A 14,246-nucleotide genomic window follows, 5' to 3' on the forward strand; every position below is an offset into this window, starting at 1 on the left:
CTAGGCGTCCACAGGGGCAGGGCGGCGGAACAGCGCCAGCAGAAGGAGAACCCAGCCGACACAGTTGACCGCCATGATCGCCAGGCCAAACAGGCCAATCACCCACGAGGCAGTGGTAATATCCGAGCGCGCTGCGACCGAGGCAATCAGCACGCCGCTGAACGACCCGGCCAGCCCAGCCAGCAGGAAGATGCCAAAGGCCACCGCCGTCAGCTGGTAGCGTCGATCTTGACCCATGCGCGTCAGCGAGAGCACCAGGCCGATGATCCAGATCACCAGCAGCGGTACGGTCGACACCAGCTGCGAGAAAAAGGTCGTGAGCATGGAGAAGTCATCATATCCGTTTGACATCCGTCATTCCTCTCTCGTTATTGATGTTCGGCCATTGGTTAATCGTCGCTGTTCTGCCACACTGCAAGCCGGACCCGCCATGGTGCAAGGCTATGCGCTCTTGCTGCGGACCTCTCGCATCTTGGCGACACTACGCCACCCTACCCACCCGGCCCATGCGGCGAAGGCGCTGCTTATGTTTTGATGGCCATATGCACGAACACCAGCCGCCAGTATTCGGCATAGGAACGCTGCAAATTGGGGTTCCAAGGGGCGATGCCCCTGGCGGGGTTCCGGGGGCTGGCCCCCGGACGCCGCCCGCGCAGGGCATCCAGCCAGTAAGCGCAAGCACCCTTCATCTCCCGTCGGTCGGCCAAACGCCGCCCGCGCAGGCCATCCACCCAGTAAGCGCAAGCACCCTTCATCATCGAAGCCCCAACCAGTCCCGTCGGTCGGCCAAACGCGGAAGCACCCCAAAAGTAACGCCAGGAGAGGCCCTATATCATGGGCAAGCGCCGCGCTCTAGATCTCCTGGCGGGCCTCATAGAACGCGCGCCAGGCCGCGCCCTTGCGCTCCTTCACCACGTGGGTGAGGTAGTGCTGGAGCTTCTCGCGATCCTCGGGCGTGTCCTTCAGCGCCGAGCCAAGCAGGCTGTGCATCAGGTGGCTAGGGGCCACCTTCCCGCCCGCGTAGTAGTAGGCGTGGACACAGGCCGCGTAGCCCACCGACACCGCCTCGGCGGTGCTCATCACCGAGCTAAGCGGGTCGATGCCCTTGCCCTCGGCGGTCTTGCCGCTGCGCAGCTCGTGGAAGGTGGTGACCAGCAGCTCGGCCAGGTCGGGCGGCAGCGCCACCGGCACCCCCGAGCGCTGCAGCAGCCGCTCGGTCTCGCGCTGCACCAGCCGCATCTCCTGGCGGATGTCCTGGATGGGCGGGATCGTCTCGAAATTAAAGCGGCGCTTGAGCGCGGCGCTCATCTCGTTCACGCCACGGTCGCGGGTGTTGGCGGTGGCGATGATGTTGAAGCCAACCGTGGCGAACAGCACGCGGCCCGCGTCCTCGCGCTCGGGCACCGCCATCACGCGGTCGCTGAGGATGGAGAGCAGGGTATCCTGGATCTCCAGCGGGCAGCGGGTGATCTCCTCGAAGCGCACCACCTTGCCCTCGCTCATGCCCCGGTAGAGCGGCGCGGGCACCAGCGAGCGCTCATTTGGCCCCTCGGCCAGCAGCAGCGCGTAGTTCCACGAGTACTTGATCGCATCCTCGGTGGTGCCCGCGCTGCCCTGGATGATCAATGTGGAGTCGCCCGAGATCGCGGCGGCCAGCAGCTCGCTCAGGTAGCTCTTGGCGGTGCCCGGCTCGCCGATCAGCATCAGGCCACGGTTGGTGGCCAGCGACACCACGCAGCGCTCGACCAGGCTGCGGCTGCCCACAAACTTGGGCGAGATGCCCAGGCGCTCGTCGCCCAGCACGAACGACAGCACCGAGCGCGGCGTCAGCCGCCAGCCCTGGGGGCGGGGCGCGCCGCGCTCGGCGGCGGCCAGGCGGGCCATCTCATCGGCGTAGAGCGACTCGGCGGGCGGGCGCTGGATGTGGGACATGGGGTCGGCGTTGGAAGCGTGTGTCATCTATCCCTCATAGTGGTGGCGCGGGTTGCGAAACAGATCGTGCCAGTCGCACAGCACCTCGCTGATCAGCGCGGGCGGCACCTGGCCCATCGGGATGCGCCGTGGCAGCACGCCGGACTCAAGATCGGGCACGCCGCCCGCCACAAAGTAGCCTTCCGAGCAGCGCTGCGAGCTTTCGTAGTGCTGCTCGGGGCAGATCTGGCACACCACCACAGCGGTGATGCCAGGGCCGGCGAAGCTACGGGTCATCACGATCTGCGAAAACGCATCGTAGGTCTGGTAGGCGCTGTGCCGCCAGCCCTTGGATGCGGTGGAGATCGAGACCCCGGCGCGCAGCTTGCCCTCGGGCAGGCCGGGGATGCTGGTCTCGCTGGCCTGGGCAGCGCTGATCGTGTAGATCGTGCGCGCCGCCTGGGGGAACAGCGGCAGGATGTCGAAATCGTGCTGCAGCTCATCCCACTGCCTGCGGCGCGCGGGCGTGGCATCGACCGGGTGCGGGATGCCGACGGCGGCGTAGGCGTCGAGCATGGCCGGCCCATAGCTCTCGCTGGTCAGGCTGCCGTCGCCCGCCAGACAGAACACCTCGATCGGCTGTCCAGCATCATCGTAGCCAGCCCACAGCACCTGGCGTGCCAGCGGCTCCAGCAGCGGGTGGCCCAGGAAGATCCGCCGCCAGTCGCCCGCCGCCCAGCGCCGCCCCTCCACCATGGCGCTCTCCAGCCGACGCGACTGCGTACGGATCTCGTGGTTCACCTCGCGCCGCAGGGTGCGCCATGCCTCCTGCGCGGCGGCGATCTGCTCGGGCGGCAGGCCGGGGGCGCTGCGCGGCATGGCGCGGTAGTGGCGGCCATCCTGCTCCACCAGGGCCGGGGCCAGATCGGGGTCGAGCACCAGACGGAAGCGGCGCGCGCCTAGGGCCAGCTGCAGCTCGCCCGTGTCGACGCCGAAGCGCGGCACGATCATGTCCTCAAGCTGCTGGCGCGAGACACCGCGCGCGGCGGCGATCCGATCCATGTGCTCGCCAGCGCTGGAGCGCAGCGAGCGGAACTCATCCTGCGCGGCCAGCAGGTTCAGCTGGCGCAGCGCGGCATCGCTGCCGATGGTGGCGATCGCGCCCATGCCCATCCGCACCCATGCGTACTTGCTGGCACCGCGCCACAGGTAGAGCTTTTTGGCCAGCTCGGCGGCCAGCGCGCCATCGCCCAGCAGCCCCAGCGCGCCAAACACCCACTGGCCCGGCGTGCGGCTGCCCTCCCACTGGGCTAGCAGGCGCAGCAGCCAGGCGCGCAGCGTGTGGGGGTCGGCGTGCGCCCGCAGCAGCGCCGCCACCTGCGGCAGCCGGAGGTCGCCGCGCTGAAGCGCGCCCAGCAGGCGCACCACCGAGCCCAGCTGCTGGCCGCCCAGCACCAGCGCGGGCAGCTCCTCGGGGTGCAGCCAGCGCAGCCGCCCGATCGGCGCGGCGCTGGCGAGCAGATCGTGCAGCTCCTGCGCCGCATCGCGGGTCTCGAAGGCTCTCTCGGTCATAGCGTCAATCCTCTTCCCAATCGTGAGCAGCGTGCGGCCCGCCCGGCCCCGCTATCCAGCACGAAGCCTCGTATCCTCGACCAGCAGCCCCAGGTGGCACAGCACCTCGTTCATCAAGCGGGGCGGAACCTGATCGGGCGTCACAGGTAGCCCGGCGCGCTCGAAGCTGTAGCGCAGCAGCTGAACCACACCCACCTGGGCCTGCATCTCCACCAGTGCGCCCACGTCCATATGCGGCAGGGCATAGCGCACCTGCAGGATGGGATACCGCACATCCCAACCCAGGGCGCGCAGCGCCGCGCACAGCGGTTCGGCCTGAAAGCGCAGCGTCGCTAGCAGCGCGGTCAGCTCGGCAGGGCTGCGGCGCACAGTCGGGGCCGGGCGGCGCAGCTGGGGGAACAGCGGCTGGTAGGGAAAATCATCCAGCAGCTCGACCCAGGCCGCCAGGCGCTCCGGCGGGATGTCCGCCGGGTGCGGCACGCCCACCGTGGCGTACTCGCCCACGCGCGCGGCACCGTAGGTCTCGCTGGTCAGACTGCCATCTTCCTGTACGATAAAGGCCTCGATCAGGTTGCCGACCTGGTCGTATCCAGCCCACAGCACGTGGCGGCACAGCCAGGCCAGCAGCGGGTGGGGCAGCATCTCGCCAAGGAAGAACTGGGCATCCCAGCGATCCCCGCCGAGCATGGCAAGCTCTAGACGCCGCCGCTGGGCGCGCAGTTTGTGGCCCAGCAGCAGCTTGGCGCGCCGCAGCAGCTGGCGCTGCTCGTGGTCAAGATCGTGGGGGGCACCGGTGTGCATGCGCCCGCCCCTGCCGCGCAGCAGCGGCCTGTGCCCCAGGCCGATGGTCAGCGCGTACACGTGCCCGCGCGCGCCCACAAAGCGGATGTCGCCATCCAGGCCGCAGTTCGGCAGGCAGTCCAGCTCGAAGCGCTGGCGATCGACCCCGCGCGCCGCCGCGATCTGGTCGATCAGCGTGTGGGCGCTCTGGCGCTGCGAGGCCATGGGGGCCAGGTAGGCCGCATCGCACAGCGCGCCCACAAAGGCCGCCGACCCCGCCAGCGAAGGGCTGATATGCTCGCCGCGCTCGCCGTGCAGCATCCGGTAGAACTGGCGCTCGATCTGCGGGTAGTCATCGCCATCCAGCAGGGCGTTCGCATCGACGAAACGAGAGAGGCCGTAGACCATCTGGCGCGGGATGCGCAGGACACCCGTGGAATCGGGGCCGACGGCTGGCGCCCTGCCGGTGACGCGCTCCCAGAATGCCCTGATCATGTGCTCACCTCGGCGCAGGCTGGCACGTTCCATACAGCATTCGTCCCCATGCAGATTCTCCCAGTATCGCTCACCAGCCCAGCTCGCGCTAGAGCCGAATCTGAGGCTTCTCTGACAATTGCGTCAGGTGCCACAGCGCCTCGCACAGCCCGCCCTGGAAGATCGGCGACCGCAGCACGTCGGGCGGAAGAGCGCCGCCGCGCCCATGGGTGATCTATAGCGAGAGCTGGGTGACCTACTCATCTCCAGCGCCCATGGGCAGAAAGGTAGCGATAGAACCGATAGGGCAGATTCTTCAGCCCAATGCTCGGCGTGGCCTGGCCAGCGTCAGGGTCGATAGCGTGGTGTGGATCCTCGCTCATCGCTCGCTCAGCGTCATCTCCGGCTGGCTGCGGGTACCCGGCTATTGTGCCACCGATCGCCAGGCTGCGCCTCAGCCTACAGCCTGGGTTTCGTCCAAAACATGTTAGGTGTGGCCATACTCCATCACGGCGGCAAGCTCTTCCATCATCTCCACCACCGCGTCCTTGGGCACATAGCCGAGCGGAATATGGCTAAACATATCGAGGCCATAGCTCGGCTCGCAGAGGCTCGGCATAAAGGTCAAGAAGGCCAGCCGCTGATCCTCGGCCTCCGCCGTACCCAGATGCACGCCAGGATCATACTTGACGATAGCAGTGATGTCCATCTGCGGCAGCGACAGCGGCTTTATGTGGTAGTTAAACCACGTGCCGTCGCCCGGCGCGCCGCGCAGCCAGCCGCGCTGCTCCAGGCCCCGCTGCAGATCGGCGGCGGGGATGGCGACCCGGCCAAACAGATTCAGATCGCCGCGACCGCGCTGGGCGCGGGTAAAGCGGTCGTGGGGGCGGGTAAGCTGGGGGAAGGGCGAGAAGATCTGGTAGTCGGCCAGCAGCGACCCCCAGGCCGCGCGCTCGCCCTTGGACAAGGCCAGCGGGTGCGGGATGCCCACGCTGGGGTAGGCCGCCAGATCGATGGGGCGGTCGCTGCTATCGGCATATGCCCCATCCTGATCGACGCGGAAGGTCGCGGCCAGCTGGCCCTGGGCATCGTAGGCCGCCCACACCAGGCGCTGCACCAGGTGGCCCAGCAGCGGGTGGCGCACCAGCGCCTGCGCGAAGGCCTCGCGACCCCAGCGGCGCTCGTCGACCATGGCCTCCTCCAGGCGCACCGCCTGGGCCTTGGACACAGCCGCCACCTGCTCGCGCAGCTGCCGCCACTGGGCCATGGCCGTGGCCGCCAGGGTGGCATCATCCCTGGCGTTGGGGCGCGGCAGGGTCGCCAGCACGCGGCCTCGGTCGTCGCGCAGGGCGGGCCGCATGGTGGCCCGCAGCATGAAGCGGAACTGGCGCGGCCCGTAGTCGAACACGCGCCCGCCGCCCGCATCCAGCCCGCAGTCGGGCACGATCCGATCTTCCAGATCGGCACGGGTCAGCCCGCGCTCGCTGGCGATCGCATCCATATGCTGCGAGGCGCGCTTGCGCGTGCCCAGAAACTTCACCGTCTTCGCGATGCTGCTCAGCTGCCTAAGCGCGGCATCGCTGCCGATCATACGCAGGCAGTCGACGCCCAGCCAGGCGCGGGCGTGCTGGCTCTGGGCGGGCCACTCGTGCACCAGCGGGCCGAGCCGCGCGGGCACACCGTCGCCGCCCAGCTGCACCAGCACGCCGATGCCCCACTTGTCCTTGTTCGGCCCGCGCGCCGCCAGCCAGTCCTCGAAGATCGCCCACGCGAAGGCCGCGCACGATGCGGGCGAGGCGTGCTGGCGCAGCAGCTCCACCAGGGGCGGGCGCGCACCCATGGGGCTGGACTGGATGGCGGCCACCACCGCCGACACGTGCTCGGGGGCGAGCCGATGGCCGCCCACCACCAGCGGCGGCAGATCGGGCATCTTCAGCCAGGCCACTGGCCGCAGGCGGGGGGCGGACGCCGCCGCAGCGGCCAGCCAGGCGGGCGTGTCGCGCTGGCCCATGGGCGGCAGATCGCAGGCATCGGCCAGCGCCTGCTCGCGGATGCGCTGGGCCTGGGCTGGCGGCAGCGCGCCCAGCTGGGCCGCCACCAGCGCCCCGTGGCCGCGCCGCGCGTAGCGCCGCAGCCGATCCATCGCCGCCGCAGCCAGCTCGTGGTCGGCAGCGGCCAGCGGCGCGAGGCCGGCGATGGCCTGCTCCACATGCGCATCCAGCCACTCGCGGGCCATGCTGATCAGCTGGGGATCCTGCTCCAGCTCCAGCATGATCCGCGCTGTCTCGGGGCAGATCACCAGCGGCAGCGCGCCGGCCATATCCAGAAAGCAGCTACGGCCCCAGCCATCGCTATTCAGCTGCTTCATGCCGCTGTAGATGCCCGCAAGATCCTCGCCCGCTGTCGCGGCCAGCCAGAGCCGCGCATTGAACCCGCCGCGCAGCACGATGCCCAAGCGCTGCCGCTGGCGCATGATCTGCTCTGGCCCACCCAGGCCCAGCAGCAGCGCCTCAAGCACCCAGCCCTCGCTCCAGCTCTCGGTGGCGGCAATATTGTCGGGTAGGCGCTCCAGCACCTCACACAGCACGTCCTCGCTGCCGCCAAACAGCGCCGCAAGGTAGAAGACCATGGGAATAGGGTCGGTGCGCTCGTACAACGACACCGCTGCGCGCGGCCTGGGGAAATCGGCGAGCAGCAGGTGCGGGCGGATCTGCTGACCGATGGCGCGCCGCTCCACGAGGCTAAGGTAGGGGATAACATACTGGCCGAAGCCATTGACCACACTTCGCACAACAACCGCATGCTCGTGGATGGTCTTGCCACGAAGCATATCGCTATCGATCAGCCACTGCACCAGCTCGGCAGGCGCGCAGAACGACTGCGCCGCCGCGATCATCCAGGGCATGGGCTGGTAGACAACCTGGGACAGCATGGCCAGCACATCCGCCGCGCCCAGATCGCCCGCAAGCGGGTGGGCAATCAGCTGCTGATAGAGCGCGCTGCCATCGTAGCGCCGGTCGGAAAGCGCCGCGCCCACCAGCAGCCAGAAATGGGCCTCGCGAGGCGTGAGTGTGGCGGCCACGCTGATCTTTTTGGCATACCAGAACGTGCCATACTTGGCATGCTTGACGATCGACTCTAGGGCCTGCTCGCGGTCGAAGGGCGGCGCGGGCGGGCGCGGCAGCGGCGGGGTGTTGCGCCAGGGGGCGCGAAACCAGTCGGTGGGCGCAAGCTCCAGCCGGATGCGATCATGGTCGGTCGCGGTTGCGGTCATCTTCCCAGTGCCTTTCGCGCATTCCAGCGGCACAGCGCGGCGCGGTATCGCGGCGGCGCTGCCACCGCCGCGATACCGACATTCCATTCCTATGGTGCTCGTGCGCTGTTTCTAGGAAGAGTATACCCCGCACATGTGACAGAGTGTGTCACATGGCTCAGGCCATGATCGCCAGCAGGTGAAGGAGCTGCCTGCCCAGCTGCTCATCGCCCGCCACCGTCAGGTACGGCGCGGCGTGCTCCGGCTCTAGGCCCTTGGTGAACAGACGCCAGGCCGTATCATCATCCAGCTCGGCGCGCGCGGCTGGTGCTGGCGAGGCTCCCCAGAACAGTCGCCACGCGCCATCGCGGCGGCCCAGGGTCCACTCGCCGCCCGCCTCGCCCGCTATCGCCACCGTCAGGTCGGTTCCATCTGGCGCGGTCAGATCGCGGTAGGTGTGGGGCAGCCCGCGCATGAAGGTGTCCAGCGCGGGGTAGAGCCAGCGGCGCTCGACCAGCAGCGGCGCGCCCACCGCCTCGCGGATGTGCTGCTGGTGGTGCCACTTCTCGGTGTACTCGCGGGCCACATCGAACCAGTTGGCCGACTCCCCCTCGCCCGCCCAGGCCACGCCGATGGCGGCAGGTGCCATCGGGTCAAGCGCGGCCAGCAGCGCGTGGGCCTGCGGCGCGATCAGGTCGAGCATATCGAGCAGGATGGCGGGGCTGAGCCGCCGCGCGGCCACCACCCACTGCTCGTTCAGGCGGTTCAGCAGCGCCACCAGCTCGGCGTAGCTGGCGGGCGGCGGGCCGATAGGCGCGGGGCGGTACCCGTCGCGCTGCGACGAGACCCTGCGAAGGTCGGTGTCCAGCATGTGGGCGACCACATCGTGCACATCCCAGTCCGGCACGGGCGTAGGCCAGAGCCAGCCCATGCGCGAGAGCGGGCGCAGCAGCTGCATCAGCTCGCCGTGCAGCTCGGGCAGCATATGGGCGATCAGAATCGGCTCAACCGGGCGAAGCATCTCCGCTCCTTTCAGGCGCGTGGGCGGGGCGGGCACCACGCCCACGCACGGTCATCGCGCGGCCAGAAAGCCGCTGAATAGCGACGTGCTGATGCCCGCCGTGCAGACCGGCAGCCACATCACCAGAAAGATCAGGCGCGACTCGCTGACGAAGTAGGCGTAGCGCCCCGGCTCGCCCACCGCCAGCACGTAGATGCCCGCAATCGCAAACGACACCGCCGCGCCGATGGCGAAGCCGCCCAGCGCATCCACCCCAAAGTAGGCGACCGCCAGCCCCACCACCGCGCCAGCGCCAGCGCCCGCCAGCCCCACCAGCAGGCTGAAGGCAAACGCCTCGCCCGCCCGCGTGCCGCCAAACACCGCGATCGCAAAAAACAGCAGGCAGCTCGCCAGCGCGCACACGCCCAGCCCAAACCCGCCGCAGATCAGAACCCGCACGACCTTCTGCATAGCCATCCTCCGATGCTTCAATGTGAGAGTATGATGATTTCCAGCCCAGAAAAAGAGAGGGGGAGGCACGCCACCAAGCCGCGCCCCGCTCGCAGGCGCTACCCGGGGCTGCCTACGCGCCCTCACAGAGTACCACACTGAACGAGAGCGGCGGCAGCGTGATCGTGGCGGCCTCGGCGGGCTGCGCGGGCGCGTCCACCCGCTCGATGCCCAGCGCGCCTGGCTGCGCGAAGCTGTTGACCAGCTTGGGGTCGCCGCCCGCCACGCGGTAGATGCCCGTGATGCGCTGGGGCGCACCGTTCTGCCAGCGCAGCTCCACCGGCAGGTCGGCATCCTGGCTGCGGTTCACCAGAAACAGGGCGCTGCGCCCCGTCTCGGGGTCGTGGCTGGCCGAGGCATCCAGCAGCTCCACATCGCCAAACTGCCGCGTCTCGTAGGTCGGCGCACGCACGCCCAGGTCCAGCGCGTTGCCGCTGGCGTAGCGGCTGAACAGCTGGAAGGGGTAGAAGATCGACTGCTTGAGCAGGCCATCGGCGGTGGTGAGAATGGGCGCGATGATGTTGACGATCTGGGCCACGCAGGCGATCTTCAGCACATCGGCGCGGCGCAGGAACACGCCCAGCCACTGCGCCACCACCAGCGCATCCTCCAGGTTGTAGATCTCCTCGATCAGGTGCGGGGCCTCCTGCCAGCCGTCGTACTCGATATCGGCCTTGTACCACACGTTCCACTCATCCCAGCACAGGTGCACATCGTGCTTCGAGCGCCGCGCCGCCTTGGCGTAGCGCATCGCCCCGGCCAGCGTGTCGATGTGGCACTCGAACTGGCGGGCCAGCGCCAGGTAGCTGGCGGTATCGCCCGCGTTGTTGTTGGCGTAGTAGTGCATGGAGAGGTAGTCGATCTGCTCCCAGCAGGTCTCCAGCACGGTGCGATCCCAGGCGGGGTAGCTGGCGATCGTGCTGTTCGAGGAGCCACAGGCGATCAGCTTGATGCTGGGGTCGTGCATCTTCATCAGCTTGGCGGCCTCCAGCGCGGTGTGGGCGTAGTCGGCGGCCTCGCGGTGGCCGATCTGCCATGGGCCGTCCATCTCGTTGCCCAGGCACCAGTACTTCACGCCCCACGGCTCGGCCTGGCCATTCCTGGCCCGCATGTCGGCGTAGTAGCTGCCCACGGGCGCGTTGCAGTACTCCACTAGGTCGGCGGCGGACTGGATGCTGCCGGTGCCCAGGTTCACCGCCAGCATGGGCTGGGTGCCCAGCTTCTGGCAGAAGCGCATGAACTCGTGGGTGCCAAACTGGTTGGTCTCGATCGAGTGCCAGGCCAGCTCGCGGCGGCGCGGGCGCTCATCCCTCGGCCCCACGCCGTCGAGCCAGCGGTAGCCGCTCACGAAGTTGCCGCCCGGGTAGCGGATGATCCGGTAGTTCAGCTCGCGCAGGGCATCGAGCACATCAGTGCGCAGGCCGTCCTCGTCGGCGTGGGGCGAGCGCGGGTCGTAGATGCCCTCGTAGATGCAGCGGCCCATGTGCTCGGCAAACCCGCCGAACAGCAGCGGCGAGATCGGGGCGATCACGCGGTCGAAGTCGATAGAGACGCGGGCGGACTGGGGGGTGGCGTTCATAGCTCTGGCTCCTCTGTCTGCGTGCGCAGCGGTGCAGCACGCGCACCTCTGTTATACACGAGCGGGGGGAAGCTGAAAAGCGGCAGTTCGGGGGGAGTTTTTCACCGCCAAAACGCCAAGAAAACACCGGAACGAATACCACGAGGACGCGAAGGAGAGAGCGCGATTCACCACCAAGACACCAAGACTCCAAGGAGAAAAACGCGCTGCCTGCGCTGGGCAAGGCCTTCCCGCTACGGTCAGGATCATGGCCAGCAGGCAGAGGGGCGCACCTTCGCTGGATGGGCCAAGCCAACACGACGCAATCCCCTTCCGACGCGACACAATCCCCTTCCGCCGCGACGCAATCCCCTTCCGACGTGACACAATCCCCTTCCGACGTGACACAATCCCCTTCCGGCGTGACCCAATTGGCTTCCGGCGTGACGCAACTGGCTCCCGGCGTGACGCAACTGGCTCCCGGCGTGACGCAACTGGCTCCCGGCGTGACGCAATCCCCTTCCGGCGTGACGCAGAACTCTACCCACCCGGCCCATGCGGCGAAGGTGCCACTCATGCAAACTGGCCATATGCACGAACACCAGCCGCTAGCTTGCAGCACGGGAACGCCCAAAATTGGGGGTTCGAAGGGGGCATCGCCCCATCGCGGGGTCGCTAGGGGCTGGCCCCTAGCCGCCGCCCGCGCAGGGCATTCACCCAGCGCAAAAGAGCAACCGCTATCGTGAATGGCACATTGGTGCCCGGTCGACCTAGGGGCTGACCCCTAGCCGCCGCCCGCGCAGGGCATCCACCCAGCGCAAAAGAGGAACCGTCATCATCGAAGCCGCAACCGGTCGCCCCAACCGTGCAACGCTCCAAGCATTGCCTACGGTTGAAGCGCCCCCAAAACGACGCGGAAACAGCCCCAAACACCAGGCGAGGGCTGGCCCCTAGCCGCCGCCCGCGCAGGGCATCCACCCAGCAACCACGAGCAACCCTCCCCATCGAAGCCGCTGCCGGTCGCCCCAACCGTGCAACCCTCCAAGCATTGCCTACGGTTGGAGCGACGCGGAAACGATGCGGAAACAGCCCCAGAAGTGGCACCAAGTACGAATTGCTACACCTGCGGCAGATTCTGGCTCTGTCTGTATGCCTCGAAACAGGCTTGCCACAGCGCCGGATACTGCTCACGCAGATCGCAGAAGGGCGCGACGAGATAGCCAGTGCCCTCGAAGCACCATCCAAGCAGCCCGTGGTCGTCCTCTTCCAATAGCTCGCCGATGATAGCGTACGACTGCTGCTCAGGTGCCTCCAACATCTGCTGAACCACACGACAAAGGCGCAGAAAGGTCTTCCTATAGCCACGCGCTAGAGCCTCGCGCCGATCAAGATGAAAAATGCTAGTGGTATGCTCGCCCTTGATGAAAGGCTCGCCCGTAGCGCTATAGCGAGGGGCAATGTTGCCTGTAACCGGATCAAAGTCGAGAAAGTCCCAAGGATTCTCAGCCGAAATGTCGATCAGGCCAGGAGCGCCATCAATCAGCGGGAAAGTATTGGACTTGAGCCGATTACACTCGGCGCAGCCAAGCAGCATGTTGGGCCATGAAAACATGCGCTGCGGATAGTCAGCCTTGGGCCAAAAATGCTCGATGTCAGTGCCATGCGAATCACCGCAGTACATACAGCGCTCGCGCGGCCCCGCCATAGAGCAAAGCACACGTAATGCCTCTTTTAGCGGCTTGGTGCGGCGCGCAGTCTGCCATGTATGCTCAATATCTAAAGTTCTCTGCTGATGGCTCGCATCTGCTCTCGCTTGCCGCTCATCCAATGATCTCGACGAACCCTCCGATAGAGCTATGCGAAAAACACGGCGCATCGCTATAGCTCCTCATCAGTCTGCGCAAACAGCGCAAGCTGCTCGATATCACGGCGCTCATCGGCGGTCAGCTTTGCGCCAGCCCGCTGCTTGGCCTGGAGGCGCGCATAGTCGCTGCGGGCCTGCACCGCCCGTGGCGAGCGCGTGTTCTCTAGGCCAAACGCCGAGGTGAGCAGAATCGTATCGGGCCGCGATGCGATGACTTTTTGGTAGTCATCCTCACTCAGCGCCATGGGCTGCTGATCACCCCCAGGCTCGGGCAGAACAAACAGGCCATTCGGATCGGCAGCCTGGCAGATAATCGGGCTATGGGTGCTCACCAAAAACTGAATGTGGGGAAAACGCTGCTTGAGCCAAAAGCCTATCTCACGCTGCCACTCGGGGTGGAGATGCGCATCGATCTCGTCTATCAGCACCACACCACTGCGATTAATGATCACATTTCCTTCCGAGTCATGCGCAAAAAGGCCCTGCGTGCCATATGTATCAATCAGATGTCGCAGGATATCAGTCAGGAGTGCGAGCATCGCACGGTATCCATCGCTCATATCTTCCCACACTACTTGGATACCATGCCGATCCTCTAGCCACAACCCATCCGAATCAACCCGATCAATCCGCAATTGATTGGGCAGCAGCGAATCATTAAAAAGCTCAAGGAGCATATCAAGCTGCTCTTGATCGACTCGCCTTCCCTCAAGCGCCTTATAGCGCAGCTCGCGCAGCCATTGGGTGGCCTGCTGGAGCGACGCCGCCTCTTGAAACATGGTGGCAAATCGTTGCGTTCTGGGGGCCATCATCAATTGAGTTGCTTCTGATGACGCACCAAACACTCGACGAAATGGCCCATAGCCGCAGGAAAACCAGCCCGGTGCGTCGACCGCCCAGATGCTTCGTTCCGAAGGCAGCAAAGATTTTCTCTTCGCGGGTATCTCTATAATCGTTTCTCTCGACGTATTCCGCAGCAGCAGATTCGCACTGAAGCGCGAGACTGGCGTCTTCCCCGTGCTAACAAAGGTATCATCCTGCGCAACACGGCTGATCTCTAGCGTAATGCTGCCTTTCTCATCTGGCGACCCATGCCGCACCCACTGATTGAGATTTGGCTGAAGCGCCCGCGCGGTATCGCGGCCTGTCAGCCCCATCGCGATGGCCTTGAGGAGCGTGCTTTTCCCTGCGCCATTATCGCCCGTAAACACCGTCCAGCCAGCGTAGCTGCCATCTGGTCGGGCAAGGGTGAAATCAAGATGCTCAAAGCCTCGAATATGATCAAGGATCACTCGGTGCAGGTACATACACGCTCCTACTGCTC

The 14,246-nt window shown here is 66.5% G+C and carries 10 protein-coding genes; all 10 read right to left on the bottom strand.

Going from position 1 to position 14,246, the window contains the following annotated elements; all coding sequences use genetic code 11:
• On the bottom strand, nucleotides 1-351 hold the full coding sequence (locus tag F8S13_07475) for a hypothetical protein (protein KAB8143742.1): 351 nt from the start codon (nucleotides 349-351) through the stop codon (nucleotides 1-3).
• Between the two features lie 501 nt (nucleotides 352-852).
• A complete protein-coding gene (locus F8S13_07480; protein ID KAB8143743.1) occupies nucleotides 853-1,959 on the bottom strand; it encodes an AAA family ATPase in 1,107 nt (368 codons plus the stop codon).
• On the bottom strand, nucleotides 1,960-3,483 hold the full coding sequence (locus tag F8S13_07485) for a DUF4132 domain-containing protein (GenBank protein KAB8143744.1): 1,524 nt from the start codon (nucleotides 3,481-3,483) through the stop codon (nucleotides 1,960-1,962).
• A gap of 51 nt (nucleotides 3,484-3,534) precedes the next feature.
• Nucleotides 3,535-4,791: a DUF4132 domain-containing protein gene (locus F8S13_07490; protein ID KAB8143745.1), complete on the bottom strand. Its 1,257-nt coding sequence runs from the start codon at nucleotides 4,789-4,791 to the stop codon at nucleotides 3,535-3,537.
• A 433-nt stretch (nucleotides 4,792-5,224) separates the two neighbouring features.
• Entirely contained in the window at nucleotides 5,225-8,011 is a 2,787-nt protein-coding gene (locus F8S13_07495; GenBank protein ID KAB8143746.1) for a DUF4132 domain-containing protein, read from the bottom strand.
• A 157-nt stretch (nucleotides 8,012-8,168) separates the two neighbouring features.
• Nucleotides 8,169-9,011 carry a maleylpyruvate isomerase family mycothiol-dependent enzyme gene (locus F8S13_07500; protein ID KAB8143747.1) on the bottom strand — a complete coding sequence of 281 codons (843 nt, stop codon included), beginning with the start codon at nucleotides 9,009-9,011 and terminating at the stop codon, nucleotides 8,169-8,171.
• A gap of 51 nt (nucleotides 9,012-9,062) precedes the next feature.
• Nucleotides 9,063-9,461, bottom strand: coding sequence for a hypothetical protein (locus F8S13_07505; protein KAB8143748.1), 399 nt, complete (start codon nucleotides 9,459-9,461; stop codon nucleotides 9,063-9,065).
• Between the two features lie 112 nt (nucleotides 9,462-9,573).
• The gene (locus F8S13_07510) at nucleotides 9,574-11,079 is read right to left on the bottom strand and encodes an alpha-N-arabinofuranosidase (protein KAB8143749.1); all 1,506 of its coding nucleotides are present in this window, start codon (nucleotides 11,077-11,079) and stop codon (nucleotides 9,574-9,576) included.
• A 1,096-nt stretch (nucleotides 11,080-12,175) separates the two neighbouring features.
• Nucleotides 12,176-12,934, bottom strand: coding sequence for a hypothetical protein (locus F8S13_07515; protein ID KAB8143750.1), 759 nt, complete (start codon nucleotides 12,932-12,934; stop codon nucleotides 12,176-12,178).
• A gap of 2 nt (nucleotides 12,935-12,936) precedes the next feature.
• Entirely contained in the window at nucleotides 12,937-14,229 is a 1,293-nt protein-coding gene (locus tag F8S13_07520) for an AAA family ATPase (GenBank protein ID KAB8143751.1), read from the bottom strand.
• Nucleotides 14,230-14,246 lie beyond the last annotated feature (17 nt).

The sequence above is a fragment of the Chloroflexia bacterium SDU3-3 genome (genome assembly GCA_009268125.1).
Lineage (GTDB): Bacteria > Chloroflexota > Chloroflexia > Chloroflexales > Roseiflexaceae > SDU3-3.